Below are 26,705 nucleotides of genomic sequence, written 5' to 3' on the forward strand. Positions count from 1 at the left end.
CCGTTATTCCTCGTTCACATGGCGGCGAGTGAAAAAGTGTTTCACCAGCACAAAGAACAGGGGCACAAAGAAAATCGCCAGCAGCGTTGCCGTCAGCGTACCGCCGATGATGCCGGTACCGATTGCGATGCGGCTGTTCGCCCCGGCGCCGGTCGATAACGCCAGCGGCAAGACACCGGCGATAAACGCAATCGACGTCATCAGGATCGGCCGCAACCGCGTTTTCGCGGCAGAAATCGCCGCCGCCGACAACGACTGGCCCTGTTTAACCGCCGCTTCGGCGAACTCGACGATCAGGATGGCGTTCTTTGACGACAGCCCGATGGTGGTCAACAACGCCACCTGGAAATAGATGTCGTTATTCAGGCCGCGCAGCGAAGCCGCGAAAGACGCGCCGAGAATACCCAGCGGGATAACCAGGATCACCGAGAAGGGCACCGACCAGCTTTCATACAGCGCGGCCAGGCACAGGAACACCACCATAATCGAAATGGTATACAGGCTGAGGGTCTGGCCGCTCGCCAACTGTTCCTGCAGCGACAGGCCGCTCCAGGCATAGGTGGAGCCTTTCGGCAGCTTCGACGCCAGTTCCTCCATCTTGGCCATCGCCGCGCCTGAGCTGTAACCGTCGGTATTTTCACCGTCAATTTCAAACGAGGTAACGCCGTTATAGCGCGCCAGGCTTTGTGGCCCGAAGGTCCAATGGGTGGTGGCGAAAGCAGAGAACGGCGTCATGGTGGATTCACCGCTGCTGTTGGTGCCGCGCACAAACCATTTGTTCAGGTCCTGCGGCTGTGAGCGGAACTGACTGTCGCCTTCGATATACACTTCTTTTACCCGCCCGCGGTCGATAAAGTCATCTACGTAGGTGCCGCCCCAGGCGCTGCTCAGCGTGGCGGTGACATCGCTAAGATCCAACCCCAGCGCAACGGCCTTGTTGTTATCGATATCGACTTTCAACTGTGGCGTTTCCGGCAGGTCTGCGGCGCGTACGGATTGCAATTCCGGGCTGTTATTGGCTTCGGTAATTAACTGATTGCGCATTTTCAGCAGATCGTCATGGCTGGTGCCGCCGGCCGACAGCAGTTCAAAGGTAAAGCCGTTGCTTTGCCCCATGCCCGATAGCGAAGGCGGCGTCATGGCGATGACTTTTGCATCGCGAATGCTGGCCAGCGCTTTATTGGCGGCCTCGGCAATGGCCTGGGCGGTATTTTGCGCGCCGGGGCGCTGGCTCCAGTCTTTTAGGGCCACGAAAGCCATGCCGACGTTGTCGCCGCTGCCGCTGAAGTTGAAGCCGGTCACCGAAAACACCACGTCGGTATTGGCTTTTTCATGGGTGAGGAACCAGTTGGTCACCTCGCTGTTCACCAAATTGGTGCGGTTAACCGACGAGCCTGCCGGCAGGGTGAACTGCACCATCACCTGGCCCTGATCTTCGTTGGGCAGGAAACTGGTGGGCATATGCATCATCAATACGCCCATGGCGGTGGCTAGTGCGGCATAAACCATCATCATCATGGCGGGGCGGCGCAGCCCCTTCAGCACGCCGTGCTTGTAGCGGTGCTCGGTGTTGGCATAGAAGCGGTTGAACCCGCCGAAGAAACCGCGTTTGTGTGGGGTGCTATGGCGCAGCAGCGCCCCACACAGCGCCGGCGTCAGCGTTAAGGCCACCACCACCGAAAGCGCCATGGCGGAAATCAGCGTCACCGAGAACTGGCGGTAAATCACGCCGGTGGAACCACCAAAAAACGCCATCGGCAGAAATACCGCGGAGAGCACCACGGCGATCGCCACCAGCGCGCCGGAGATTTCCCCCATCGATTTTTCCGTCGCGGCGCGGGCCTTTAATCCCTCCTCGCGCATGATTCGCTCGACGTTTTCCACCACCACGATTGCGTCATCGACCAATAGCCCGATGGCCAATACCATGGCAAAGAGCGTCAGGGTATTAATGGTATAGCCAAACGCCGACAGCACGCCGAAGGTGCCCAGCAGCACAACCGGCACCGCCAGGGCAGGGATCAGCGTAGCGCGCACGTTTTGCAGGAACAGGTACATCACGGCGATCACCAGCGCGATCGCGATCAACAGCGTTTCCACCACGTCCTGCACCGACAGCTTGATAAATTCGGTGCTGTCTTTCGGATAGGCCACGTCATAACCCGCTGGCATACTGCTGCGGTATTTTTCGACGGTGGCCTTCACTGCCTTGGCCGTGTCCAACGCGTTAGCGCCGGCGGACATCATCACCGCCACCCCTGCGGCCGGGTGGCCGTTGAGGCGTGACGTGGCAATATAGTCCTGGCTGCCCATCTCTACGCGCGCAACGTCGCCGATACGCACCACGGAGCCGTTGGCCTCGCTTTTCACGATAATATTGCGGAACTGCTCCGGCGTTTGCAGGCGTGATTGCGCCTGCACCGTGGCGGTAATCTGTTGGGTGGGGGAGGCGGGCGCCGTGCCGATGCTGCCGGCGGACAGTTGGATGTTTTGCGATTCGATGGCGGTTTCAACGTCTGAGGGCATCAGCGCATAAGCGGCCAGCTTGGTGGGGTTCAGCCAGATACGCATCGCGTATTCGTTGCCGAACACGTTAAGGCTACCGACACCCGGCACGCGCGCCAGCGGATCTTGCATATTACTGACCAGCCAGTCGGCAATGTCGTTACTGGTCGCCTTATTGGTCTTGTCGTACAGTGCCATGATCATCAGGAAGTCGGACTGGGACTTGGTCACCGTTATCCCGGCTTCCTGCACTTCGGTCGGCAGGCGCGATTCCGCTTGTTGCAGCTTATCTTGCACCTGAACCTGCGCGGTATCCGGGTTGGTGCCCAGTTTAAAGCTGACCGTGATCTGCACCGTGCCGGCGGAGCTGCTGGTGGAGGTAAAATAGAGCAGATTATCCAGGCCTGTTAGCTGTTGTTCGATCACCTGGGTGACGCTGTTTTCTATGGTTTCGGCAGAGGCGCCGGCATAGGTTGCTTTGATTCTTACCGAAGGCGGCGCAACCTCCGGATACTGCGCCACGGCCATCGAACGGATGGCAATAATCCCGGCCATCATAATCAGCAGCGCGATAACCCAGGCAAATACCGGGCGCCGGACAAAGAAGCGTGAAAACATCAGGCCGCTCCTTCTGTTGCTGCCGGTTTAGCCGCGGGCGTTGCCGCTGCGGCGCTGACCTGCACTTCAACCGGTTTGACGGTGTCGCCCGCGTTGACTTTGCCGGTGCCTTCAACGATCACGCGATCGCCGGCCTGCAGCCCATTGGTGATCAGATAGTTGTCGCCGGCATTGGTCGCGGTGACTACGTTACGCAATACCACTTTGTTGCTGGCATCCACGACGAACGCCGTGGCATTGCCTTTCGGATCGCGAATGATGCTTTGCTGCGGCGCCAGCACCGCGTTTTCGATCACCCCTTCATCCACGCTGGCATGAACGAACATGCCCGGCAGCAAAATGTGCTGTGGGTTAGGGAAGATGGCGCGCAGGGTGACGGAACCCGTTGATTCATCAACCGATACCTCGGTTAACTCAAGTTTGCCTTTTTCCGGGTACACCGAGCCGTCTTCCAGCGTCAGCGTGACGTCAAGCGTGTCGCTGTTGGTGGCGAGCGCGCGTTTACGCAGTTGCAGCAGATCCACACTGGAGCGGGTGAGATCAACGTACATGCTGTCGAGTGCGGTGATGGTGGTTAACGCGGTGGTCTGGTCGGCGGTGACCAGCGCGCCCGGCGTGACGGTGGAGATACCGATATGCCCGGAGATAGGCGCGGTTACGCGTGTCCAGTTAAGGTTGATTCTATCGGCTTCAAGCGCTGCGGCTTTTTCCGCCACGCTGGCTTTGTCTTCGCCGCAGGTGGCGGCGGCGTCATCGGCATCCTGTTTGGATACGCCTTGCTCTTTCACCAGGATTGCATAGCGTTTGGCCTTTTGGCAGTCGGCAATCACCAGTGCCTTGGCGCTTTGCAGCGCGGCGGCGGCCTGATCATAGGCAGCCTGATAGCTTGAAGGATCAATCTGGTACAGCGCTTGCCCGGCTTTGACCTCATCGCCTTCTTTAAACAGACGGCGTTGAATAATGCCGCCGACCTGCGGCAGCACGCTCGACGTCAAGGTTGCGGTGGTGCGGCCGGTAAGATCGCTGGAATAGGTGAAGGGTTGCGCTTTTAACGTAACCACGCCAACCTGCGGCGGTGCGGTTTTTTCCGGCGTGGAGGCGTCATGGCAGCCGGCTAATCCGAACAGGGTCAACATACATAAAATGCGTAATTCCATAGCAGGGATCCAAATTAATAGTGGCGAATTATTTCCGGTGTGCAGTGCTTCCAATAACGGCGTGTTTATCTCAATAAGTAATATCCGAAGAGCATGACTCCCCGGATGACGTTTTAAAAATAGTTGGGTTAAAGAAGACATCTCTGATTAAGTTTCATCAATACTCTTCCCCACCAACTTGGATTTGTTGCACAGTTTTTGGCGTTTGGGATGATATCTTCATTACGCATTTTTTCTCTCGATTGCTTTTGTGGGCTTTCTTACATAATGATTTGTTTGGGCTTTTTTCTGTTTTCCTCTGTGAGGGAAACGGCGTTAGCCAGGAAAAATCAAGATATATCTCAGCTTGGATGGGGTCAAGATAGAAAGCTTATGCGGTCATTGTATATAACTGATTGTATTATAATGAAATTATAAAATAATGAGGGCAATGTGAAGGCGCTGGCCTGATTGTGCGAAGCACAAGAAGAAATGTTTAATATATTGTTTTTATTGGTTTTTAATAGATGCGCTTTATAAGGTGAAGAGAATATAAAAATTTAAGTGTAAAAAAATCGAAATAATTAAGTAACGGTATGCTTCTGTGTAATAGGAATATTACACTTGTTGCTCTATCCTATTTTGTTTTTTTAGTTTTAAAATACATGGTTTGTTTCATGTATTGATGAAAAGCGCAATGATGAGATGAAAAATTACATTTTATCGGCGATAATTTACCCTTGGCTGGAGTAAATGTGAATAACCGTTCCGGCCGCAGCGCCGTTGCTGCGGCTTTGTTATATTAAAGAGGGGCGATTACAGGCGCGTAATCACCTGCTCTTGTGGAAGGCGTGATTTTGGTAATTTTGCATTAAAATCATTGCCGTCATGGTAACCCACCGCGGCAAGCACCACGCTGGTCAACTGTTTTTCTTCTAGCCCCAGCGCCGAGTCCAGTTTATCGGCGAAAAATCCTTCGATCGGCGTCGCATCCAGCCCCATGCTTGCCGCACCCAGCAGCAGGAAGCCCAGGGAAATATATGCCTGGCGAGCCATCCAGTCACGCTGTTGCTCTGGGGTATTACTGTTACGGTTTACAAAATAGCGGCGGCCTTTATCCTGATTTTGTTCCTGTTCTTCACTGGCAAAACGCCCATCTTGTTTCTCTTGTGCCAGAAGGTTTTTCAGATGCGCTTCGGTTATTTCCGTATGGGTAGTGAAAACCACCACCATAGCGGATTTTTTGATCTTGTTGTGGTTCGCTTCGGTGACGGCAGGCAAAATTTTCTCTTTTGCTTCGCTGGATACCAGAGCGAAGAAATGCCAGGGCTGCGAATTCACCGATGACGGGCTATAGCGCAATAAATCAAAAAGCTGTTGTTCCTGCTCCGCAGTGAGCGTTTTCGTTTCATCGTAAAGTTTGCTGGCGTAGCGGGTGCGCAATACTTGATCGATGCTCATGGATAAACTCCTTGTAAACCCTGTTGCAATGAGGGTTGTTGATGGCGAATTTAAGCCGGTTTCAGGGAAACTGACGCTGTACTTATAGTAAATTATCGCCGCCGCAGGCGACAGGGGTACCGGCCAGCTTTACTGCTGTTTTCACCCTGCGCACCATTTATGCTCCATCAGAGGGAATCGGTTGCACTAAAAACGCGCTTGCCGGCAGTGTTCCGCGATGCGTTATCTTGTTAATAATGAATGCGCATTGGTTAACATTTTGTTTTTTCATGGTTAATTCTAAACGGGTTAATCATGGCATTGTTATTGCTTTGTAACAGCGTTGGCAGAAGCTTCCCTGTTGATTGGTGTATGCATTCTGGCGGCAGTAACAGCACGAAATAAAGACATGAACATGGCAAAGATGCCCCTGTAGCTCATAAGAGCTTAGGGGTTTTTTTTTGCCTTCAATAATCCCGGTAATCCTGTGTACCCCGGGAAACAGGCTGTTTTATACACAAACATCAAGGGGAAATAAGATGAGTAATATGACGATGGTATCTGATGTGCAGTATGAGCCGATCCCTGTCGCTGAACTGGCGCCTTGGGCGCTTTTCGCCACGTTGCTGGTGTTGCTGGCGATTTATTTCGTTGGCGCGGAACAAGGGGCGACATCGATGTTTTCCGGTACGCAGGTGCATGAGTTTTTCCACGATGCGCGCCATTTACTGGGTTTCCCGTGCCACTGAGGAGTGCGTCATGATTGGAAAATTGTTATTCAGGGGGATGATAGCTGGCATTGTGGCCGGCGCCATCACCTTTGTTTTTGCCCATCATTTTGCGGAACCGCAGGTGGAGCGCGCTATCGCGTTTGAAGAGCATGGCGGTGGGCATGCCCATGGCGGTGACGCGCATGGCGGTGATGCACATGCCCATGGCCATAGCCATGGCGACGATAGTGAAGGCGATGGAGAAGCGTTCAGCCGCCAGACGCAATCCGGGGTGGGGTTACTGGCGGGGATGATGCTGATGGGCGCGGCGCTGGGCGGCGGGCTGGCGCTGATCTGGGCGTTCAGCTATCAGCGCGTTGGGCCATTTGGCCCACGCACGCTGGCGTTGCTGTTAGCCCTGGGGGGCTTTCTGGCGTTGAGCGTGATGCCGGGGATTAAGTATCCGCCTAATCCGCCGGCGGTCGGGAACCCCGACACTATTGGTTATCGCACGGCGCTCTACTTCATCATGCTGCTGGTGTCCGTCGGCATTATTGCCGTTTCTGCGTGGTGCGCCCGGCGCTTGCTTCCGCGCCTTGGTGGTTGGAATGCGGCGCTGTCGGCTTGCCTGCTCGGCGTTATCTTGTTGCTGGCGGCTTGCGCGCTGTTGCCGGCGATAAATGATGTGCCGAAGGCGTTTTCAGCCGATTTGCTCTGGCGCTTCCGTCTGTCCTCTATAGGCATTAATTTTGTGCTGTGGGCGGGGATCGGTGTGATGTTTGGCGCGCTCGCCGAAAACATGCTGCCAGCATGCCGGCAGCGCATGTCTTTCGGGCATGGTTGAAGCGATGCCGACATTACTGACCCTGATATGCCAGGGGGAAACCGCCGCGGCCAGGCGTTCGCGGTTTCCCCTGGATGAACCGCTGGCGGCGCAGGTGCCGCCGCAGATACAGCATCTGCCGCAGGCGGCGTATCAGGTGGTGTGGTGTGCGCCCCAGTTGGCCGCCCGGCAAACCGCCCAGGCGCTAGGGTTGCACGCCAACGTAGACGAAGCCCTAAGGGACTGTGATTACGGTGCCTGGGCGGGGTTGCCGTTGATGCAGGTGATGGCCGAGGATAGCCACCATTTTGCGGCCTGGTTGGAGGGGGGCGCGCCGCCGGGCGGCGAGTCGGCCGGGCAGTTGATCGCGCGCTGCGACAGGTGGCTGGCGCAGCGGATGAATGCCGGCGGCCGGCACTGCGCGGTGGTTCCCGCCGCCGTGATCCGCGCCATAGCGGTCGGTTTGCTCGGCGCGCCGGTTCAGGCGCTCGCACGGCTTGATATTCATCCGCTGAGTATCAGTGAGCTGAGTAGCGACGGCCGCCGCTGGCAGCTATGCCAACTGGGCCGGCGCGTTGATTAGCGCCTGCTGAGCCGCTCCCTAGGTGGGCGATTGATTTTTTACGGTGTCGCCTGTGTACGCGGCCGGTGACGGCGCATCGGCATCAGCGGTATTGCTCAAACTCAATGGCCTGTCTGACCTGCAAAAGCGCCGTGCGCAGGTTGTCGATGGAGACGGATCCCAGCGCAATCCGTATCGCCTGCGGCACGTTCGCGGCGGTAGTGAAGGGCTCGGCGGTCGAGACTGAAATGTGGCTGTTCATTAATTTCCGAACCACGCGGTCGGCTCTGCTGTCTTCCGCGAGCGGGAGCCAAAGAAAATACGAAACCGGGTGGGCGATACAGGGGAGTGCGCCGAGGCTTTCTCTCGCCACAACCTGGCGCCGGTGAGCGTCGCGCCTTTTGAGCGTTTCAAACCGCGCCACGGTGCCATCCTGGATCCAACCGCAGACCAGGGCCGTCATGAGGGAAGGCGTATTCCAGGTGGTTGCCCTTATTGCCCGCTCAAGCGCCGGCCGATATTGATTTGGGCAGATCACGCTACCCACACGTAATCCAGTGGCGATATTTTTCGAAAAACCGGTGACATAGACGGTTCTTTCCGGCGCATAAAAAGCCACGGGGGGTGGTGGGCGCCCGATTAAATACGCATACGCAGCATCTTCTATGATGAGCAGGTCATGCTGGCGGGCAATGTTTGCCAGTTCCTTCCGCTGCCCGTGATTGAGCACCCAGCCCAGTGGATTGTGCAGCGTGGGCATGGTGTAAAGCGCACGAACATGGCGTTTTAGACAAAGTTGGCGGAGCGCACCCAAATCCGGGCCTTCGGTGTTGTATGGGATGGCAATCAGCTCAAGATGATAGAGCGCTGCAAGCGCTTTAAAACCGGGATAAGTCAGTGCATCAACCGCCACCACATCGCCGGGCTTGAGAAGCCCCATCACAGTGATGGCAAGCCCATGCTGGGCACCATTGACGATCAGTACATTTTCGGCCTTTGGCACAAAGCCATTGCCGGCAAAATGACGGGCGATAATCTCCCGTTCCGCCTGCCGCCCGGCATGAGGCTGATAGCGCAGATGTGATTCAATATCGCCCACGGTCGAGACTTGCCGGAGAGCATCGCGCAGCAATTCCCCCTGGCCGGGCAGAGAGGGGTAGTTGAAGTTCAAATCCAATACGTCGGTCGCTACGGCGTGTTGATCCACACCGTGCCCCATTGGCAACGAAATTTCCCGGACAAACGTTCCTCGCCCGGTTTCGCCGCTGACTAGCCCCATGGCTTCTAACTCGGCATAGACGCGGGTCGCTGTCGCCAGCGATATGTGCGCTTCGCACGCCAGCCGCCGGTGGGTGGGCAGCCGGGTGCCTGCCGGAATCTGCCCAGAGCGGATGGCCTGCGCGTAGTTATCGACGATGGCTTTATAGCGTGCCTTCATGAAATGTATCCATGACAATAATTTGATTGTATTAGATTGAGCAGATTAACATCGGCCCGTTGATAGCTCAAATCTTCATGCATACAGATACAGTGAGGTAAGCGTGGTTAATTCAGTGGTAGATAAAACAGTGCCGGGAGCGCTATCCGGTTGGCTTAATGGCTTACTGGGCGTGCTGATTTTTAGCGGTTCGCTGCCGGCAACCCGTATTGCCGTACTTGATATGGATCCCTTCTTTCTGACTTTCCTGCGGGCCGCTATCGCTGGCGTTTTTGCGGTCATGCTGATCTTTGGTTTTCGCGAGAAGCGCCCGTATCCGGCGCAGATTGGCCCACTGCTGATTGTCTCACTGGGCGTGATCATTGGATTTCCACTGCTGACGGCGATGGCGTTGCAGCATATCACCGCTGCACACTCCATTGTCTTTCTGGGATTGTTGCCGCTCACGACGGCGATCTTTGGTGTGCTTCGCGGCGGAGAACGTCCGCGTGCCGCTTTCTGGCTGTTTTCTGTGCTCGGCAGCCTTCTGGTGGTGGGATTCGCACTTTCGCAAAGTGCCTCGGTCTCACTGACGGGGGAGCTGTTGATGCTCGCAGCGGTTATCGCCTGTGGTCTGGGTTATGCCGAAGGTGCCAAACTGACCCGCCAGTTAGGCGGTTGGCAGGTCATCAGTTGGGCGCTGATTATTTCGCTGCCATTTATGCTGATAGCCGTGTTTATTACGCTGCCTGCGTCTTTCAGCGCCATCGGTACTTCCGCATGGCTTGCGTTGGGCTATGTGTCTCTCTTCAGCATGCTGATCGGTTTCATCTTCTGGTACAAAGGGCTTGCCGCCGGTGGTATCGCCGCCGTAGGCCAATTACAACTGCTGCAGCCGTTCTTCGGGCTTGCATTGTCCGCCACATTATTGCACGAAACCGTCAGCCCCCTGATGCTGGCCATCACGCTCGGCGTTATTCTGTGCGTGATCGGATCGCGCAACTTTGCGCGTTAGCTCACCGATCTTTACCGTGCCGTACAATGGCGCGCATTCTCGCTACTTTTACAGGAATCAACGATGTTTAAAGGTCTTAGTGCTTTTCCGCTCACACCGTTGGTCGGTGGTGAGGTTAATGAAAAATCGTTTCTTGCGCTGATCGAAAATCTGGCCGGTGCCGGGGTGGATTCCATCGGGGCGCTCGGCTCAACGGGCAGCTATGCCTATCTGACGCGCGAGCAACGATTTCATACGACGCAACAGGCGGTCAGCGCGGCAGCGGGGATCCCGGTGATAACCAGCATTGGCAGTGTCAGCGCGGAAGAGGTGCTAAGGCTGGCGGAGGATGCCCAGAAGGCCGGCGTGAGCGGTGTGCTTCTGGCCCCGGTTTCCTATCAACCGTTGACCCGTGACGAAGTCTTCTCGCTGTATGAGCGTGTGAGTCGCGAACTGTCCGTTCCACTTTGTATCTATGACAACGTGGCGACGACCCGGTTTGAATTTACGGATGAGCTGCTGATTGCGCTATCCAGGCTCAACGCTATCGGCTCGATTAAGCTCGGCAGCCTCCCGGCCGATCGCGATGCGGCCACGGAACGCGTCAGAAGGCTAAAAGCGGGCGTTTCTGACGGTGTCACTATCGGGATCAGCGGCGATGCCCACTCTGCGGCAGGGTTAATTGCTGGCTGCGATGTTTGGTACTCCGTGCTCGGGGTCTTTTCCCGCACTACGCCTTGCGCCTGACAGAAGCGGCATTACGCAAGGATGAGAGTGAAACGCATCAGTTGGATGTGGCGTTGGCACATTGTGGGCATATTATCGCCGCCACGGTAGCCTGCGGGTGATCGCTACAGTGGCGGAGATCCTGAGGATTGTACCGATGCCGTGTCTGCCGTTTCCGCTACAAACATTGAGCGGCAAAGAGCGAGATGCGTTGCAACAGACGCTGGAATCGCTGCATTTTCTGGCCTGATGGCAGGTTTTGTTGTAAATGCTTTTGCCGGTTGCTGCATCGCCCAGCGGGCGTATTCCCGTGCGCTAAAAGTGCACAAGAAATAACATTAACGTTCTGGTTATTTTTCTTGTTTATTATCTGATAATTTTGCAACAGATTCATTTTCTACAATCCGGTGGGGCACAACGAATTTCATTCCATGAGATTTCTTTCCGTTTATCTGTTCCACAAGATGTTTCAAACTATATTTTGCCAATAAATCAACATTTATATCTATAGTTGTAATGTATGGATGAGATAATGTAGAGAATATTGTATTGTTAAAACTAATGACGGATATATTCTGTGGGACAGCGTAACCAATATATTCCAGATGTTTGATGACTTTAAACGCAAGGAGATCTTCAATAATAACTACAGCAGTAGCTTTGGTTTCCTTTAGAATACTGCCAATGTTTTCTAAATCTTGGGGTTTTTCAATGTCAATTGCATCAAAAGGGATAAGATCTTGCATCAGCAAGGCTTTTTGATAACCAAAATATCGTTCAAAATGAACATTTTCTTTTATTCTGTTTGTGATGAAAAGGATCTTTTTATGACCATTTTTTATGAGGTAATCTGTCGCATGCTTGCCTAATAACTGGTTATCATTATCCACATAGGTAATGCTATCTTCATTTTTACATGGCATACCTGTCAACGTGAAATTGAATTTATTTTTGTGCAAATACTCAATGACAGGATCCTCTATATTTGAATAAAATAGAATAAAACCGTCAACCTGTTTCTGATCATGCATCCTTTTTACATTCAATAACAGCTCATCAAAATTTTTTGACACGGCCAAAGCCACTGATAGCCCAAATTTCTGGGCCTCGGTATTTACTGATTCAATAAACTCGAGAAAGAAAGGGATACTCATTTCTTCTCTTGATTTTAACGGTGGCAAGATTATCGCAATGGTATTTGCTTTCCCTTTTCCTAAGCTTCGCGCCGTTGAATTAGGGGTGTAACCCAAATCCTGCATAATCCTGTTAACTCTTTCTTTCGTTTTTTCTGAGATATTGGCGCTATCGTTGATCACTCTGGATACTGTCGATGTGGCTACACCGGCCTTGAGCGCGACATCCTTAATCGTGATTGCCATTTAAATCGTTCCCCTAAAAAGATATCCAGCTCAACAACAATGGGTTAAACGATCAAGCTTAACAAACTTATTAAAAAAGTAAAGTTAGCATATAACCATATAAAAACAATAACATACGAAAGCGCACTCCAAACACCCTGTTTGTCTCTACCACACTGAAACGCATCAACTACCCACCATTTATGTGAGTAAAATCACATTCCTTAAACAATTCACTTTACCAAGGTTGGATAGCTATTATTATCCAATGCAAGCGGTTGCATTAATATTGCATCAGTTTGCATAAATACAAGAAAACAGATTGATTACTAAGGGGAAATTATGAGTGTTGTTCTGGCAAGAATTGATCAGCGTTTGATTCACGGCATCGTTGTGACGCAATGGACTGGTTTTACAAAAGCAAAAAGGTTGATGGTCGTAGATGATGAAATCAGCCAGGATGAAACGCAAAAAGAAGTTATGCGGATGAGTAAACCGGTGGGTACCAATATGTCAATTATAGACACAACCACCGCGATAAATAATTTTAAAAGCGGGAAATATGATGGGCATAACGTATTTCTTATTGTGAACACGCCTGAAACATTATTGCGACTGGTTGAGGGTGGTGTAAAAATTCCTAAAATTAATATAGGTATTATATTTGATGGCGAGGGTAAAACCACATTGAAGAAAATGGTTTCCGTCAGTCCTAAAGAAGTCGAAGATTTGAAGAAGTTATCTTCACTTGGCATACCGGTAACTTTTCATTTTGTGCCAAATGATGCAGAAGAACCATTAGAAGCCTATATTAAATAGCAAAGGTGAGTAAATGGACATCATACAGGCCGTATTAATAGTGGCTTTAGCTTTCTGGATTGTTATCGACCAACAAGGGTTATGCCTGAGCACTTGGTTCCCAATAATGGTTTCTTTCTTTTCAGGCCTAATACTGGGAGATATGACAACTGCCATGATGATTGGCGGTACTTTTCAATTGATGTCGTTGGGTGTGGCGAATATAGGCGGTTCGTCTGTTCCAAACTGGGGCCTGGCAACGCTGGTTGGCATTTATGTGGCGATGAAATCCACAAGCAACATTGATGAAGCAAAGGCCATCGCTTTAGCGGTAGGCGTGCCCGTGGGTATGTTGGGGATCCAACTGGATGTACTGGCAAAGTTGCTGAATACCTACGTAGCAAATGCTGCCCAAAAAGCTGCCAACAATAAAAAATATCGTAAAATGAATATGATACTCTGGATAGGGCCGTTAATCTTCGGATTATCTACTGCCATCCCGGCTGCATTATGCGTTATTTTTGGTGACACGATCGTCACAATGATTTTATCAATCGTTCCCCAATGGTTTACTGATGGGTTGTCGATAGCAGGCAATCTATTGCCTGTTGTAGGTATCGCGCTACTTCTTCAGGTAATGCCTGTGAAAAAGTATTTAAGTATGCTGCTGATTGGGTTTGTTGTCTCAGCGTATCTGAAGTTACCGATACTGGGTATTTCGGTACTTGGTTTTGCATTTGCATATTATTACTTTACTCAAAAAATGGCTGAACCCGATCAACAGTCAGCTAATCTAAAGACAACTCCGGCAGAGGGAGGCGATGACTTTGATGAATAGTCAATGCAATTCAGATTCAGAAAGTGCTGAAAGAAAAGAAATTGTCTTAACAAAAAAAGATATTAACAAAGCTGCGTTAAGATATATGTTTATGGCGTGCAATATATTCAACTATCAGACACAGCAAGGTCCTGCTGTTGTGTATGGTTTACAAAAGGCACTAAGAAAAATTCATCGTAATGATGAAGATTATATTGCATCACTGAATAATCATTTTAAATACTTTAACACTACCACCTGGATGGCTAACCTTTTACTCGGTGCAAGTTTAGCTATGGAAGAAAAGGATGGGCGGTCGTCTTTAAATGCCGTCCAGGCTTTTAAAACCGGCATGATGGGGCCTCTGGCTGGTGTGGGCGATACGCTCATTTGGGTTTTGTACCCTACGATTATGGGGTCTATTGCTGCATATATGGGGCTGGAAGGCAGCCCGGTTGGTGCGGTGATCTGGCTTTGTCTCAACATGATATTTCTTGTGTTCCGCTTCAAACTATTTCATATCGGATATAGCTCCGGGTTGAAGCTCGTGACCGCCTTAGGGAATAAGCTGACTATATTTACCGAAGCGGCATCAATAATGGGGTTGACGGTCGTTGGGGCCTTAATTCCAGCCGTTGTGAAAGTTAACGTGGGGCTAACCTTTACTTCCGGAGAAATATCATTACCGATTCAGTCTGAAATCTTAGATAAGATTATGCCATCGCTTATCCCAGCGGCATTAACATTAGTTGTATTTAAACTAATATCATCTAAAAAAATCAGCATAATGAACATTATATTTCTTGTGATTGGAGTGGCGTTACTGCTCTCATATTTTGGCATTTTGAAAGTTTAAAGAGAAGATGAAAATGAGGAAAATAATCATTGCCACACATCATCGGCTGGCTGAAGGCATGAAAGATACGGTAAAATACGTGCTGCCAGATACTGCGGATATTATCGCTATTTCCGCGTATTTAACAAATAAGCCTATTGATGAAGAGATCTTATCTGTACTTGCGGACGTTAACTTTCAGGAAGATGAAGTCATTGTCTTTACAGATATGTTAGGAGGCTCTGTTAATCAAGCATTTGCCCGGTATCTTAACAACGATAACTTGCATATCATTACCGGGGTTAACTTACCGGTTATTATGTCAATTTTGTTTGACCTTAATGAGGGGTTTATTGACCGGGATGCAATCAGAGAGGCCGTTAATGAGGCCAGGGAGCAACTTATTTATGTGAATGATTTTGTCGCTACAGCACCTGCTAATGATGAAGGGGATGAATGATGAGTGAGCGCTGGTGGAAACAATGCGTTGTATATCAGGTATATCCTCAAAGCTTCAAAGACTCAAATGGTGATGGCATCGGTGATTTAGCGGGGGTGGTTGAAAAGTTACCTTATATCAGTGAATTAGGTGCCGATGTTATTTGGCTTAACCCTATCTATGAGTCACCTCTCATTGATAATGGCTATGATATTTCTGATTATTATAATATCAATCCAATTTTTGGCTCGTTGGCTACTTTTAAGCAATTACTAAAAGCTGCACATGACCTGAATATAAAAATCATCATGGACCTGGTAGTCAATCACACCAGTGACCAGCATTATTGGTTTCAGGAATCCAGAAAAAGCAAATCTAATCCGTACGCAGATTTTTATATATGGAAGGACCCTGCAGAAGAGGGTTCTCCCCCCACCAATTGGGGTGCGACTTTTGGCGGTTCCGCTTGGGAGTATGTACCCGAGCGGAATCAATATTACCTGCATCTTTTTGCTAAAGAACAACCAGACTTAAACTGGGAAAATCCGGCAGTAAGAAAAGAAGTCTACAGGATAATGAAGTACTGGCTGGATATGGGTATTGACGGCTTCCGGATGGACGTAATCAGTCTAATCAGTAAAAGGCCCGATTATCCTGATGCACCCAGCGATGCCATCTATAGTAAGTCATACTACACCGGTGCGTCCAATGGCCCACGTGTCCATGAATTTCTACAGGAAATGCACCATGAAGTATTGAGTCAGTACCGTTGTATAACTGTTGGCGAGACGCCTAACACAAACAGTACACAAGCGTTATTATACACTTTACCAGAGCGTAAAGAGCTCAATATGATTTTCCAGTTTGACCACATGCATCTGGACTATGGTAAATATGGCAAATTTTCTGATGTTCGTTTCAAAATGAGCGATCTCAGAGCCACAATGACTGAATGGCAACAAAAGCTTGATGCTGGTTGGAATTCATTGTACTGGAGTAATCATGATCAGCCCCGTGCGGTAACCCGATTTGGGAATGATGGGCAGTTCAGAACAGCGTCGGCCAAGATGCTAGCGACATTATTACATATGATGAAAGGGACTCCCTATATTTACCAGGGGGAAGAGCTGGCAATGCGTAATGTTCCTATAGACGCTATAGAAAAATATAAGGACATTGAGACATTATCTGTTTACGAAACGTTTAAAAATGCCGGTCTTGATGATGATTATATAAAAAAGGCAATTTATTTAAAATCACGAGACAATGCCCGCGTCCCCATGCCTTGGGATGCGACTGAAAAATCGGGCTTTACGACCGGGGAACCCTGGATAAATTTTTCTCCTGATAATGCGTTTATCAATGTCAAGGATGCTTTGAATGATGAAAACTCTGTTTTTTATCATTATAAGGAATTAATAAAGATCAGGAAAAAGTATCCTGTTGTCGTGGATGGCAGGTATGAATTAATAAATGATACGGATTCTGATGTTTACGGCTATATCAGGGTGTTGGGGAAAGAGATGCTGGTTGTTATCTGCTCTTTCTCTGAGAATAAGGTGAATTATATATTACCTGAACATTTGTTAACACACAGTGCAAAACTGCTGTTATCAAACTACGCAGGTTCTCAAGAATTGCTTGTTCAGAAATTGGAGTTACGGCCATACGAGGCACTGATTTATCATTGTATAATGTGAGTCTTCTCCCGAACGGTGAGTGATTTGTCGCAGCAGATGCGCATCTGCCCGAAAAGGAATAATAGGGTGGTGGCGTTCATTCTGCGGGCTCACGATGGGGTGTTTTACCGATGAATTTTGCAGGTTGCCAGCGCCAGGTAGCTAAAAATTTAGCTGGTCGACAGAATGTCGACCAGCTTGTTGTTCAATGCAGAAAGAGACGCTATCAGCACCGCAAAAATACCCGCTAAGGCGGCGCTAATATCCTGCGGCGTTGCCGCTTCCGGCTGTTTGAAATATTGACGTTTCATCTATGATTCAGCGGGGAATGCGTCATTCAGTAATTGCACGGCATTGCGTAGAGCCTGGTCCGCTTTAGGCAGTATCCTGGCAAACAAATGCCCTACGTGGAACACACCTGCAACTTGAAGTAGGAAGGGGATAAAATAGATTCTCTGTTTGGGTGTAACCGATGGGAAAGCGTATAAAATGAAGCTATGATCGTTGTTGATATGCAAAACGGCGTATTCGCTACGCCGCGCCATGACCGGGAAGGTAAAGCTAATTTGATCAATCAGCTGATAGCAGCGGCGGGTCGGACGATATTTATTCAACATATTGAAGGCGAAATGGTCGAAGGCAGCGAGTTATGGCAAATTTTGCCGGAGCTTGAACAGCCGAATGGGGCGATTTATGTTAATAAAACGGCGTGTGATGCCTTCTGGAACACGAAACTGACAGATGTATACTTAGCCAACTGGGCACCAATAACTTCGTAATCTGCGGCTGCGCGACGGATTATTGTTTAGATACGACAATAAAAGTCGGCGCCAGCCAAGGTTATGCCATTACCGTCGCTTCCGACGCTCATACAACCTCAAACCGAATTTATGCGACGGCGCCACAGCTGATTGGTCAGCATAATGAGGTGTGGGCGGCGCTGAGTATTCCGGGGAATCCTGCTATAGCTATCATGTTTATGTCCTTTGTGTGTTATTTATTTAATACTGATTTCCAGAGTGTGCGTTCCACGGCGTTCTGCCATTCACACCAGCGCTTTTGTAAACGCCCATGGCGTTCCATATTCGGACGAAACTGAGTATGTTGAGAAAGTAAAGGGCGAAGCTCGTCAGACGTTGAACCATCAAGGGCTTTTCTGGCCAACAGTGCGGCGCCAATGGCAGAAAGTTCAGCAATATCGCTGCGCATTACCGGGCAGCCGAGCAGATCTGCCTGGTATTGCATTAACCAGTCATTTTTTGTTGGTCCGCCATCAACCATCAGTGCATTCAGGGTAAAATCTGAATGCTGACGCATCGCGATGACGACATCGGCAATTTGGTAGGTGATGGATTCCAGTGCAGCGCGAATCAGATGCGCCCGTTTTATCCCCCGGCTTAAGCCGCAAATTAACCCCCTAGCGTTCTCGTCCCACCAGGGTGCCCCAAGGCCCGTGAGCGCGGGAACGAAATAGACCCCCATCGTCGATTCGACGGAAGCCGGCAACGTGCTTAATTCGTGTGATAATTCATCGGCGGGGAGTTCGCTTAACCCCGTGCTGTCTGCCATCCATGCCACGGCATCGCCAGTATGTGGGATATTGCCTTCAAGGCCATAGACGATTTCATTGCCATCATGCCAGGCGATAGTGGTTGCAAGCGAATCAATATCACACTGAGCGGATTTAACCGGCGCCATGACAGAGGAACCGGTGCCATAGGTGGCTTTAACACAACCGAGTTCCCCTAAGGCATGGCCAAATAAAGCGGCATGAGAATCGCCGATCATCGCAAGCACGGGGATATTGTCAGGAATGCCGCTTAATCCTTTGGTAACGCCAAAATGGCTGCTGGAGGGTTTTACTTCAGGTAATGCAGCTTCCGGGATCTGAAAAATGGAGAGCATTTCAGGATCCCATTTACCGGTATGAATATTCAGTAGCTGGGTTCTTGAGGCGTTAGAATAATCGCAGTAAAAAGATTTCCCTCCGGTCAAGTTCCAGAGTAGCCAGGCATCAATGGTACCAAGGCAAATTTCGCCTTTTGCGGCAAGCGAGTAACCATTCGGTATCGAATCCAGTAGCCAGCGCATCTTGGAACCTGAAAATAGCGGGGCGACGGGGAGGCCGGTGGCGGATTTTATATTTTTTTCGAGCTGATCTTTACGAATGCTCTCGCAATACTCTGAGGTTCTGGAACATTGCCAGGTTATTGCCGCGTTTAGCGGCTTGCCATTGCCGCGATACCAGCCAATGGCCGTTTCACGCTGGTTGCTGATGGCCAGTGCGGCCACTCTTTCTGAACCGACAAAATCAATCGCCTGGGCAATGACTTTCGTTGATGCCGCGATCAGCATCTCTCCTGATTGCTCTATCCATCCTTCGCGTGGGGTTTGGATCGATAATGCCTGCGAGAATTTACACAAGACGTTACCTTCGCCGTCCAGGGCCACGGCTTTGGCGTTTGTGGTTCCCTCATCAAGGGCAATAATAATATTTTTTACAGCTGACATAGGTTTTCTCCAAATCATATTTGAATTGTTAATGTCAGTCAGCTTCGCTGGCTGTCGCCCTTGATGTTTTTAATGAATATATATTCAGTGGCGATTGTGTATAATTGTCAGGGCCGGAGACCCGGTTACGACAAACATCCCTGTTTGTCTCGCCTCAATCCGCCCTTGGATGATTGCCCTGTCAACGGTGCCTTGCTCGGCAGGCCAAGATGCTCGCTGGAGGTCAAAACCTGAACCTATCGTCATCGGGTAATCTTGTTATTTTTTTGCCTGCGCCTGAAGCAGGGCGGTGGCATTTTTCACGATGCCGGCGGCATCTATTTCATGATGGGCGCGCGTTGTCGCACGATCGCCGGCGATGGCATACCCGCCGTTCGCAATGCCCAGGCGGCGTAATGGAATTGCGCAACCCGCCTCGGCAAGAACTTCTGCTACCAGGCTGCCGACGCCGCCGTTAATGTTATGCTCTTCTACGCTGACCACGGCCTGATGCGGTTTGAGGATTTCCAGCAGTTGCGCGGTATTGCATGGGCGAAGGGAAGGCACATTGATCACCGTGGCTTCAATACCGTGCTCCGCCAGTTGTGCCGCCGCGGTGACGATTTCGTGCACGGTTGAGCCCATGGCGACCAATGCGACATCGTGGCCCTGGCGCAGGACGTCAATCTGGCCTGGCGTAAACTGGTAGTTTTCATCGTGCAGTTCAGGCAGCGCTTTCCCATCAAGACGGATATATACCGGGCCAACGTGCGCCAGCGCGTAATCGATAATCTGCCGGCATTCCAGCGGGCTGGACGGCGCGTATATTTCAATGTTGCCAAAGCCGCGCATGACGGAAATATCATCAATACTGTGGTGCGTGCTGGCCAGTGGCCCGTAGCTGGCGCCAGCGTTGAGGCCAAACAGTTTTACGTTGGTGTTGTTGTAGCAGACATCAACTTTAATTTGTTCGTTGGCGCGGGAGATTAAAAAGGGCGCGGCATTACAGGTGACGGCAACTTTACCGCCCAGCGCCAGCCCCGCGGCGGTGCCGACCAACGCTTGTTCGGCAATGCCGACGTTAACCAGGCGCTCTGGATATTGCTTGATAAACGGCGATATTTTGGCGGTTGATGTTGAATCGGCCACTACCGGCACCAGATCCACGCCGCGCTCAACGGCATCAATAAATGCATTCACCATGACATCGGCGAGATGTGCGTTATTACTCATCTTTCAGTTCCTCCAGCGCCAGTTCAATCTCTTCGCCTTTTGGTACGCGGTGGTGCCATTCGGGGCGCCCTTGTATAAAGGAAACGCCTGCGCCCTTGGTGGTATGCGCGATAATGACGTGTGGCTTGCCATTGGGTTGCAGACCTTCCAGCGTATTGACCACGTCGGCCATATCATTCCCTTTACATTCAGTGACTTCCATACCAAAAGCGCGCCATTTTTCATCTAGCGGATCGGTATTCATAATGTCTTTGGTTGGGCCTGCCAACTGAAGGTTATTTTTATCATTAATAATGATGAGGTTATCCAACTGATAATGGGCGGCGACCAGCGCGGCTTCCCAGTTGCTGCCTTCCGCCAGTTCGCCATCGCCGGTCACGACGAAGACACGGCGCTGGCTGTTATCGCGTTTGGCCGCCAGCGCGATACCAACTGCAACGGGCAGCCCGTGGCCCAATGCGCCGGTATTTAATTCAATGCCCGGCGTTTTGTGGCGCACCGGGTGCCCCGGCAAGTGCGAGTCGGCATGCTGATAAGTGGCGAGCCAATCTGTTGGGATAAATCCCGCTTCTGCCAGAACGCAATAATAACCGCCCACGGCATGCCCTTTGGACTGGATGTAAATATCCCGCTCTTCACTGTTTTGCAGTTGCGGCGAGCAGTTAAGGATGCGGAAATAGAGCGCAGTAAGCAGTTCAACCTGCGACAGGTCTGCGCCAGTGTGCCCACCGGCAGGGCTTTCAGCGTTTAACACAATGATACGGCGGCGGATCGATCGTGCTTTCTTTTCTAACGCCGCGATGGAGAGCGAAAACGGATTCATAGAACACCTCTTGAATGTAAATGCCATTATGAATAAATATTCAATCAGGGTGAAAAAAGAGCCTCGGCTGTTCTGATATTGCTAACACGCTGACAGAACAGGTGATTGCGTATCGCTCTGAATATATATTCACTACTGATTTATTATTCATAGAGATAAGATAGGCTCTGTTGCCGGGTTTGTCCACGACTTGTACCGGCAATTTTCTAAAAAAGGAGAAAACGATCACATTTGAATAAAGAGGTGGAAGGGATACGCGCTTGTTATCTATTCAGCGATGAATAAAAATAACAAACAAGAATCCAAGGGGAATGCCATGTCGAAACAGGATGAACAGCGTTTGCTGGTGAAGATCGCCACACTTTACTACAGCGAGAACAAAAAACAGTCGGAGATAGCTTCATTACTGCACCTGTCGCAATCTTTTGTCTCAAGAGCGTTGACGCGTTGCCAGAAAGAAGGGCTGGTGAAAATCACCGTCGTACAACCGACCAATATATTTGTCGAGCTGGAAAAGGCCATTGAACAACGCTTTGGGATTCGCCAGGCGGTCGTTGTGGACGTGGGGGATAATGCCGGCAGTGAGCAAATCAAGCGTGCCATTGGCAGCGCAGCTGCGCATTATGTTGAAACACGTTTACGCCCGGAAGATCTGGTTGGGATCTCCTCCTGGAGCGGTACGATTCGCTGCATGGTGGATGAAATGCACCCGCAGAACATTCATGCGGCGGGGGTTATTCAGCTTTTAGGCGGCGTTGGGCCAAACGGCAACGTTCAGGCAACGATCCTCACCCAGCAACTGGCGGCGCATCTCGCTTGCCCGGCATGGTTACTGCCCTCGCAAAGTATTGAACATTCCGTTGATGAACGAACCCGGCTGGTTAATAGCCCGGATGTGGCGGCCGTGGTGGACAAATTCGCGCAAGTGGATGTGGCGATTGTCGGTATTGGGGTGCTGGAACCCTCGCAGTTATTGAAAAACTCCGGTAACTACTACAACGAAGAGATGCTCCAACTGCTGGCCGAACGCGGTGCGGTAGGGGATATCTGTTTACATTACTACGATGCCAGCGGCAAACCGGTATTAAGCGCTGATGAAGATCCGGTTATCGGTATGGAGCTGGCGCAAATTCACAGTTGCCAACATGTGATTGCATTAGCCGGGGGCGTGGAAAAAAGCAACGCGATTCGCGGCGCGCTCCAGGGCGATTATATCGATGTTTTGATAACCGATTATCCAACGGCCCGTTCACTGATCAAAGAATGATTTTTATCTTTTTAAAATGATTGTTCTTTATAAGCGCGCTGGCGTTGCGGTGTGTTTGTCTATATGCCCTTTGCCGTTGCCCGTGGGCCAATGAAGCGCCTAGCGGCTGGCAGCCCGGTAGCTGGCAGCCCGGTAATGAGGGGATTACCGGGCTGCCGGATACACTAAACGCGCTGCAGGCGCAGGGCTATCCAGGGTTTGCCGGGCAAATCCAACTTATCGCCGTGTTGGAGCACGCCGGGCACTGGGGTGATGGTCATCGCCCAGGTATCGATGATGTCGGCTTTCCACTGCGTGTTTTCTGCTAGCATAGTCATCATTTTATAGCCTGGGCAATATTCGCCAAAATAGAACAACCCCCAGTTGCCATCGCTGATGCCCATTGAGCTATCCCAATGGCAGTCCCATGGCTGCGGCGCTAAACGTTTGGCCTGCCCTTCTTCGAGAATTTGCCGCAAAAAAGCAATACGTGCCACGCTTTCGCCTTTCAGCTTGCCGCCGTGTGACCACCAGATGATGTCATCATCGCTAAGAAAGGTTTCGCCGTGAGTGACATAGCCGCCCAGACATACGCCGTGCCAGAATTGAGCGACCATTTTTTGCGCAGTAATATTCCCCCAGCCAAGATCGACGTTGCCCTCATAACAACATTCATCAATCACGATCGGTTTCTTAAACGTTTCTCGCCATTCGGGGACAAAATGCATGTCATGGTGTTGGATACTGGCGTGGGTTAAAGCCGGATTGTGATGATCGTACCAGTGCGCGTTGGAACGATAATGAATCGGTGGGTTATGCCAGTTATGAATGGATATCAGGTGATTGGAAGGATCTTCGCGACGGATTTGGGCAATGGCTTCATCCCAAAACGCCATGGTTTTGTCATGTAACAGATCGAATTCGTTAGCCAGCGACCACCAGATATTTTTAAACGATGCCAACCGTGCGACCAGATAACGCAGATATCGGCGATCAACCTCCGGCGGCATGGCGCTGAAGCCCCAACGGTCATAGGGATGGAAGATGATGAGATCGACCTCAATTTCCATTTCCGCCAGCGTCGCGATTTGTTTTTCCAGCTCTGCGAAAAAATCGACGTCAAAGCGAGAATAGTCGAAACCTATTTCGATATTGCCTGGAAAGGGGAAATGCTTGGGTTCGGCTAGGTTGTAGCGATAATGTTTGGGAAACACGCACATGCGGATTTTGTTGAACGGGCTGGCGGCGAGAGACGCGTAAGTTTCCGCCTGCACGGCCTCGCTCTGGTAATTCCAGACATAGGCAGTGGTGCCGAAGGGATACCAAGGCGTTCCGTCGGCACGATGAAAATGCCAGTCGCCATCGCGCCTGACCGGGCCTTTTTCCTGCGGATCGACCACGCAGGTAAATTCACCTTGTTGACCATTCAGAGCCGGCAGGTTGGATGACAGTGTGTAATGCCAGTCGCCCGCCTTGTCTGGCATAAAGCGCAGGATAAATTCACCGTTATCGTTGTAGAAGCCATATACCGTGTGTGCTTCATCCTCACAGATAAACGTTGCCGTTAGCCAGGAATCAGTAAAATGGCTTGGGGCGGCGTTTATTGAAAATTGTCTTTCAAACCGTTGCCATTGGCTGACTTTCTTATGCATAGACTCACCTTTTATTTATGAATATATATTCTGTTGTGATTATTTATTTTTAATAATAAAGATGCAAAGGATAGCATTCCACAGGAAAGGTCATTTTTTGCGCATTCGATCACAAAAAAATATACTCACTTTATTCAACTAACTATTACGGGTTACGTAAATAAATAATGATTAAAAACGGTTTAAATAAATGATATTTTATTTATATTATTGATTTTATTTTGTTTTTATTAATTATTTCAGGATGGGTTGTGATGACGCTAACAGTGTGACATTTCTCTACTTGCCAATTAAAAATATATGGGATTAAACTTCATGGAATCTTAATTCATGGTTGAATATTTATTCTGGAGTGAGTAAGCTATGGATGCACAATCAAAATTGACGATTAAAGAAAAGGTTTGCTACGGCCTTGGTGACTCTTCGGCCAATATTTTTCTTGGTATGACGATGATGTTTTTACCGTATTTTTATACGGATGTTCTGGGCATTTCCGCAGCGGCTATGGGGATATTGTTTATCGTTGCACGCTTGGTGGACGCCTTTTTTGATCCTTTCATCGGCAACATTGCCGACAGAACCCGAACCAGGCATGGCTCTTATCGGCCATTCCTTTTATATCTGGCGGTTCCTTATGGTGTCTCCTGCTTGTTAGTGTTTCTGGCGCCGGATTTCTCGCCGACGGGAAAACTGATTTACGCGACGCTGACATACCTTTTTTTAATTCTGATGTATGCCTCAACGGTTGTGCCATATGTCGCGCTGTTGACGACATTAACCGCCGATCCGATGGAGCGCCTAAGCGCCAATTCCTGGCGTTTTCCGCTGGCGAAAATGGCTTTTTTAATTTGTTCCACCATTGTGCCGATGTTTGTTGCCTGGTACGGCAAAACCAATGAGGCGCGGGCCTATATGGTGGCAATGAGTTTCATTGCCGTGCTGGCGACGGTGTTTATGCTGTTATGTTTTTGGGGCACCAAAGAGCGCTATCAGTACGCGCTCTCTGAAGCGAAAATGTCGTTTATCAGGCAAATCGGCATTATGCTGAAAACCAAACCGGTGGTGGTTTATTTCCTGACTCAGGTAACGAGCTCAATTGCTTTTGTCATTAAAGGCAGCGTCACCATTTATTTTGTTAAATATTTTCTGGGGCGCGGCGATGTTTTTGTGTCTGGCTTGTTATCCACAACGGCGATTGCCGGCATTATTGCACCGATGATCGCGATTCAATTGATCAAACGCGGAACGCTGTCGAAATTAGGCACGTTAAAATTTGCTCATATCGGTGGCGGTATCGCAGCACTGTGTCTCTTTTTTGTCAATCCGCAACAAACAGAGCTGGCCTGCGTGCTGTTGGTGGTTTCCGTGTTGATGGCTGAAATGGGCTCTATCGTCATCTGGGCATTGCCCTCGGATTGCGCGGATTACTGCGAGGCGAAAACCGGGGTTAAAATGTCCGGCGTGATCGCCGCCGGTACGCTTTTTTCGATGAAAGTCGGGCTGGCGCTGGCCGGTGGGATGGTCGGCCTGGTGTTGTCGGCCAGTGGCTATCAGGCCGGCCAGGCGGTATCCGAAGATTCAATGCAGGCTATCCTGTGGCTGATTGCGGGCGTGCCTGCGATTTTCCATCTGATCACTTTCGGTTTGTTGTTTATGTTTAAGCTCGATGATAAAAAACCCCCAGTAATGGCTGAAGCCGTTGCGAAATAACGTAAAAATTCGCTTTCTATGAAGGCGAATTTTATCGTGCCCCATGGGAATGTACTCAGAGACCTAAAAGAGGTTTCACCCGTACTGTTAGATTTAAATCCAAAAATAATAAGGCAGAGCCAAAGTCCACTGATGCCCATACCCACAGGACGTGGTTTTCAGTCAACAATAAATGGGCCGAATCGTGACGTGGCCCATTTTTGTGCGGTTTCCATGCTGTTCCTCATGTTCACTGCCCTGCTGAGTGTGCGGCCTGATAATATTAGTTTGAATATATTCGGGCTCAGCAGCACCGGTGCGCCTTTCAACTTGCCGCCGTGTGGCCAGACAGATCTCAGCGATCAACCTCCGGCGACATGGCGCTTCATCCCCGCAGATAAACGTTGCCGTTAGCCAGGAATCAGTAAAATGGCTTGGTTTAGTGTGGTTTCCTCGCTGCTCCTTGAGCTTCATTGTGGTGCGCTGCGCGCGGAATTTGCACCATAATTGTTTTGTTGTCTTCCTTTCCGCTTCGCCATGCGTATTTTTCCTTTCGCGTAAAAGAATAAAAGCATTATTTATCAAGTTAATAAAAAAATCCTTTTTGTCAGTATGGGTTTGGCCCACGCTTTGCTTAATGTTGGTACAGGTGTTTCTTTGATTATTAATTAATAAAACACTTGTGCCATTTCGTGGCACAGATTGCACCACGCAA

Annotated in this window: 24 protein-coding genes and 1 pseudogene; 14 read left to right on the forward strand and 11 right to left on the reverse strand. The window is 50.2% G+C overall.

What is annotated here, in order from left to right; genetic code table 11:
• Positions 1-3 precede the first annotated feature (3 nt).
• The 3 genes from ABFX35_RS05730 to nfsB form a co-directional block, all read right to left on the reverse strand.
• Positions 4-3,123, reverse strand: a complete 3,120-nt coding sequence (locus tag ABFX35_RS05730) for an efflux RND transporter permease subunit (RefSeq protein WP_346079761.1) — start codon at positions 3,121-3,123, stop codon at positions 4-6.
• A complete protein-coding gene (locus tag ABFX35_RS05735; RefSeq protein ID WP_279022556.1) occupies positions 3,123-4,280 on the reverse strand; it encodes an efflux RND transporter periplasmic adaptor subunit in 1,158 nt (385 codons plus the stop codon). Before ABFX35_RS05735 ends, ABFX35_RS05730 begins: the two co-directional genes overlap by 1 nt.
• A 795-nt stretch (positions 4,281-5,075) precedes the next feature.
• Positions 5,076-5,720, reverse strand: a complete 645-nt coding sequence (gene nfsB / locus ABFX35_RS05740) for an oxygen-insensitive NAD(P)H nitroreductase (RefSeq protein ID WP_279022555.1) — start codon at positions 5,718-5,720, stop codon at positions 5,076-5,078.
• A gap of 518 nt (positions 5,721-6,238) precedes the next feature.
• Here nfsB and ABFX35_RS05745 point away from each other — a divergent pair.
• Genes ABFX35_RS05745 through ABFX35_RS05755 form a run of 3 tightly spaced genes read left to right on the forward strand, consistent with a single transcriptional unit; the run spans position 6,239 to position 7,815 of the window.
• Entirely contained in the window at positions 6,239-6,448 is a 210-nt protein-coding gene (locus ABFX35_RS05745; protein WP_095844847.1) for a CbtB domain-containing protein, read from the forward strand.
• Between the two features lie 10 nt (positions 6,449-6,458).
• The gene (locus tag ABFX35_RS05750) at positions 6,459-7,253 is read left to right on the forward strand and encodes a CbtA family protein (protein ID WP_346079764.1); all 795 of its coding nucleotides are present in this window, start codon (positions 6,459-6,461) and stop codon (positions 7,251-7,253) included.
• A gap of 4 nt (positions 7,254-7,257) precedes the next feature.
• A complete protein-coding gene (locus ABFX35_RS05755; protein ID WP_346079766.1) occupies positions 7,258-7,815 on the forward strand; it encodes a histidine phosphatase family protein in 558 nt (185 codons plus the stop codon).
• Between the two features lie 82 nt (positions 7,816-7,897).
• Here the strand turns inward: ABFX35_RS05755 and ABFX35_RS05760 are convergent, their stop codons facing one another.
• Complete coding sequence (locus ABFX35_RS05760) at positions 7,898-9,232, reverse strand: aminotransferase-like domain-containing protein (RefSeq protein ID WP_346079768.1); 1,335 nt, start codon at positions 9,230-9,232, stop codon at positions 7,898-7,900.
• Positions 9,233-9,335: 103 nt separating this feature from the next.
• On the opposite strand from ABFX35_RS05760, the gene ABFX35_RS05765 reads away from it, so the two are divergent.
• The 3 genes from ABFX35_RS05765 to ABFX35_RS05775 all read left to right on the forward strand — a co-directional run bounded on the left by ABFX35_RS05765 (position 9,336) and on the right by ABFX35_RS05775 (position 11,181).
• Positions 9,336-10,226: a DMT family transporter gene (locus ABFX35_RS05765; RefSeq protein ID WP_346079770.1), complete on the forward strand. Its 891-nt coding sequence runs from the start codon at positions 9,336-9,338 to the stop codon at positions 10,224-10,226.
• Positions 10,227-10,289: 63 nt separating this feature from the next.
• Positions 10,290-10,952, forward strand: coding sequence for a dihydrodipicolinate synthase family protein (locus tag ABFX35_RS05770; RefSeq protein ID WP_346079771.1), 663 nt, complete (start codon positions 10,290-10,292; stop codon positions 10,950-10,952).
• A 61-nt stretch (positions 10,953-11,013) separates the two neighbouring features.
• A complete protein-coding gene (locus ABFX35_RS05775; protein WP_346079773.1) occupies positions 11,014-11,181 on the forward strand; it encodes a hypothetical protein in 168 nt (55 codons plus the stop codon).
• 100 nt (positions 11,182-11,281) lie between these two features.
• Here ABFX35_RS05775 and ABFX35_RS05780 read toward each other — a convergent pair whose 3' ends face one another.
• Positions 11,282-12,310 (reverse strand): LacI family DNA-binding transcriptional regulator, encoded by a 1,029-nt coding sequence (locus ABFX35_RS05780; protein ID WP_279022549.1) that lies wholly within the window; start codon positions 12,308-12,310, stop codon positions 11,282-11,284.
• A gap of 321 nt (positions 12,311-12,631) precedes the next feature.
• Between ABFX35_RS05780 and ABFX35_RS05785 the strand changes: the two genes are divergently transcribed.
• The 5 genes from ABFX35_RS05785 to ABFX35_RS05805 are packed head-to-tail and all read left to right on the forward strand — an operon-like array spanning position 12,632 to position 16,878.
• The gene (locus ABFX35_RS05785) at positions 12,632-13,108 is read left to right on the forward strand and encodes a PTS sugar transporter subunit IIB (RefSeq protein WP_279022548.1); all 477 of its coding nucleotides are present in this window, start codon (positions 12,632-12,634) and stop codon (positions 13,106-13,108) included.
• A gap of 13 nt (positions 13,109-13,121) precedes the next feature.
• A complete protein-coding gene (locus ABFX35_RS05790; RefSeq protein WP_346079775.1) occupies positions 13,122-13,925 on the forward strand; it encodes a PTS mannose/fructose/sorbose/N-acetylgalactosamine transporter subunit IIC in 804 nt (267 codons plus the stop codon).
• Positions 13,909-14,760, forward strand: coding sequence for a PTS system mannose/fructose/sorbose family transporter subunit IID (locus ABFX35_RS05795; protein WP_165907010.1), 852 nt, complete (start codon positions 13,909-13,911; stop codon positions 14,758-14,760). Before ABFX35_RS05790 ends, ABFX35_RS05795 begins: the two co-directional genes overlap by 17 nt.
• Before the next feature lie 13 nt (positions 14,761-14,773).
• Positions 14,774-15,199: a PTS sugar transporter subunit IIA gene (locus ABFX35_RS05800; RefSeq protein WP_279022544.1), complete on the forward strand. Its 426-nt coding sequence runs from the start codon at positions 14,774-14,776 to the stop codon at positions 15,197-15,199.
• Positions 15,196-16,878, forward strand: a complete 1,683-nt coding sequence (locus ABFX35_RS05805) for an alpha-glucosidase (protein ID WP_346079777.1) — start codon at positions 15,196-15,198, stop codon at positions 16,876-16,878. Before ABFX35_RS05800 ends, ABFX35_RS05805 begins: the two co-directional genes overlap by 4 nt.
• Before the next feature lie 149 nt (positions 16,879-17,027).
• On the opposite strand, the gene ABFX35_RS05810 is transcribed toward ABFX35_RS05805, so the two are convergent.
• Positions 17,028-17,168: a hypothetical protein gene (locus tag ABFX35_RS05810; RefSeq protein WP_165907009.1), complete on the reverse strand. Its 141-nt coding sequence runs from the start codon at positions 17,166-17,168 to the stop codon at positions 17,028-17,030.
• Between the two features lie 186 nt (positions 17,169-17,354).
• Between ABFX35_RS05810 and ABFX35_RS05815 the strand changes: the two are divergent.
• A pseudogene (locus tag ABFX35_RS05815) lies at positions 17,355-17,815 on the forward strand (isochorismatase family protein); the annotation flags it as partial.
• A gap of 35 nt (positions 17,816-17,850) precedes the next feature.
• Here the strand turns inward: ABFX35_RS05815 and ABFX35_RS05820 are convergent.
• The 3 genes from ABFX35_RS05820 to ABFX35_RS05830 form a co-directional block, all read right to left on the reverse strand.
• Positions 17,851-19,368: an FGGY family carbohydrate kinase gene (locus ABFX35_RS05820; protein ID WP_346079779.1), complete on the reverse strand. Its 1,518-nt coding sequence runs from the start codon at positions 19,366-19,368 to the stop codon at positions 17,851-17,853.
• Between the two features lie 258 nt (positions 19,369-19,626).
• Positions 19,627-20,580: a transketolase family protein gene (locus ABFX35_RS05825; RefSeq protein WP_346079780.1), complete on the reverse strand. Its 954-nt coding sequence runs from the start codon at positions 20,578-20,580 to the stop codon at positions 19,627-19,629.
• Positions 20,573-21,403 (reverse strand): transketolase, encoded by an 831-nt coding sequence (locus tag ABFX35_RS05830; RefSeq protein ID WP_279022539.1) that lies wholly within the window; start codon positions 21,401-21,403, stop codon positions 20,573-20,575. The genes ABFX35_RS05825 and ABFX35_RS05830 overlap by 8 nt, the downstream gene beginning before the upstream one ends.
• Positions 21,404-21,719: 316 nt before the next feature.
• Here ABFX35_RS05830 and ABFX35_RS05835 point away from each other — a divergent pair, with 316 nt between their 5' ends.
• Positions 21,720-22,670: a sugar-binding transcriptional regulator gene (locus ABFX35_RS05835; RefSeq protein ID WP_095848873.1), complete on the forward strand. Its 951-nt coding sequence runs from the start codon at positions 21,720-21,722 to the stop codon at positions 22,668-22,670.
• Positions 22,671-22,834: 164 nt separating this feature from the next.
• On the opposite strand, the gene ABFX35_RS05840 is transcribed toward ABFX35_RS05835, so the two are convergent.
• Entirely contained in the window at positions 22,835-24,301 is a 1,467-nt protein-coding gene (locus ABFX35_RS05840) for an apiosidase-like domain-containing protein (protein ID WP_121554654.1), read from the reverse strand.
• A 363-nt stretch (positions 24,302-24,664) separates the two neighbouring features.
• On the opposite strand from ABFX35_RS05840, the gene ABFX35_RS05845 reads away from it, so the two are divergent.
• Positions 24,665-26,011 (forward strand): glycoside-pentoside-hexuronide (GPH):cation symporter, encoded by a 1,347-nt coding sequence (locus tag ABFX35_RS05845; RefSeq protein ID WP_346079783.1) that lies wholly within the window; start codon positions 24,665-24,667, stop codon positions 26,009-26,011.
• Between the two features lie 162 nt (positions 26,012-26,173).
• On the opposite strand, the gene ABFX35_RS05850 is transcribed toward ABFX35_RS05845, so the two are convergent.
• A complete protein-coding gene (locus ABFX35_RS05850) occupies positions 26,174-26,689 on the reverse strand; it encodes a hypothetical protein (RefSeq protein ID WP_279022536.1) in 516 nt (171 codons plus the stop codon).
• Positions 26,690-26,705 lie beyond the last annotated feature (16 nt).

It is taken from the genome of Gibbsiella dentisursi, assembly GCF_039539505.1.
GTDB classification, from domain to species: Bacteria; Pseudomonadota; Gammaproteobacteria; order Enterobacterales; family Enterobacteriaceae; genus Gibbsiella; species Gibbsiella quercinecans.

What these genes read in the sequence shown, in the direction of transcription:
- ABFX35_RS05830 (WP_279022539.1), bottom strand. Translation starts at nt 21,403, where the DNA reads ATGAATCCGTTTTCGCTCTCCATCGCGGCGTTAGAAAAGAAAGCACGA.
- ABFX35_RS05780 (WP_279022549.1), bottom strand. Translation starts at nt 12,310, where the DNA reads ATGGCAATCACGATTAAGGATGTCGCGCTCAAGGCCGGTGTAGCCACA.
- ABFX35_RS05730 (WP_346079761.1), bottom strand. Translation starts at nt 3,123, where the DNA reads ATGTTTTCACGCTTCTTTGTCCGGCGCCCGGTATTTGCCTGGGTTATC.
- ABFX35_RS05800 (WP_279022544.1), top strand. Translation starts at nt 14,774, where the DNA reads ATGAGGAAAATAATCATTGCCACACATCATCGGCTGGCTGAAGGCATG.
- ABFX35_RS05790 (WP_346079775.1), top strand. Translation starts at nt 13,122, where the DNA reads ATGGACATCATACAGGCCGTATTAATAGTGGCTTTAGCTTTCTGGATT.
- nfsB (WP_279022555.1), bottom strand. Translation starts at nt 5,720, where the DNA reads ATGAGCATCGATCAAGTATTGCGCACCCGCTACGCCAGCAAACTTTAC.
- ABFX35_RS05840 (WP_121554654.1), bottom strand. Translation starts at nt 24,301, where the DNA reads ATGCATAAGAAAGTCAGCCAATGGCAACGGTTTGAAAGACAATTTTCA.
- ABFX35_RS05820 (WP_346079779.1), bottom strand. Translation starts at nt 19,368, where the DNA reads ATGTCAGCTGTAAAAAATATTATTATTGCCCTTGATGAGGGAACCACA.
- ABFX35_RS05745 (WP_095844847.1), top strand. Translation starts at nt 6,239, where the DNA reads ATGAGTAATATGACGATGGTATCTGATGTGCAGTATGAGCCGATCCCT.
- ABFX35_RS05845 (WP_346079783.1), top strand. Translation starts at nt 24,665, where the DNA reads ATGGATGCACAATCAAAATTGACGATTAAAGAAAAGGTTTGCTACGGC.
- ABFX35_RS05750 (WP_346079764.1), top strand. Translation starts at nt 6,459, where the DNA reads ATGATTGGAAAATTGTTATTCAGGGGGATGATAGCTGGCATTGTGGCC.
- ABFX35_RS05805 (WP_346079777.1), top strand. Translation starts at nt 15,196, where the DNA reads ATGATGAGTGAGCGCTGGTGGAAACAATGCGTTGTATATCAGGTATAT.
- ABFX35_RS05785 (WP_279022548.1), top strand. Translation starts at nt 12,632, where the DNA reads ATGAGTGTTGTTCTGGCAAGAATTGATCAGCGTTTGATTCACGGCATC.
- ABFX35_RS05755 (WP_346079766.1), top strand. Translation starts at nt 7,258, where the DNA reads ATGCCGACATTACTGACCCTGATATGCCAGGGGGAAACCGCCGCGGCC.
- ABFX35_RS05825 (WP_346079780.1), bottom strand. Translation starts at nt 20,580, where the DNA reads ATGAGTAATAACGCACATCTCGCCGATGTCATGGTGAATGCATTTATT.
- ABFX35_RS05760 (WP_346079768.1), bottom strand. Translation starts at nt 9,232, where the DNA reads ATGAAGGCACGCTATAAAGCCATCGTCGATAACTACGCGCAGGCCATC.
- ABFX35_RS05735 (WP_279022556.1), bottom strand. Translation starts at nt 4,280, where the DNA reads ATGGAATTACGCATTTTATGTATGTTGACCCTGTTCGGATTAGCCGGC.
- ABFX35_RS05770 (WP_346079771.1), top strand. Translation starts at nt 10,290, where the DNA reads ATGTTTAAAGGTCTTAGTGCTTTTCCGCTCACACCGTTGGTCGGTGGT.
- ABFX35_RS05795 (WP_165907010.1), top strand. Translation starts at nt 13,909, where the DNA reads ATGACTTTGATGAATAGTCAATGCAATTCAGATTCAGAAAGTGCTGAA.
- ABFX35_RS05810 (WP_165907009.1), bottom strand. Translation starts at nt 17,168, where the DNA reads ATGAAACGTCAATATTTCAAACAGCCGGAAGCGGCAACGCCGCAGGAT.
- ABFX35_RS05835 (WP_095848873.1), top strand. Translation starts at nt 21,720, where the DNA reads ATGTCGAAACAGGATGAACAGCGTTTGCTGGTGAAGATCGCCACACTT.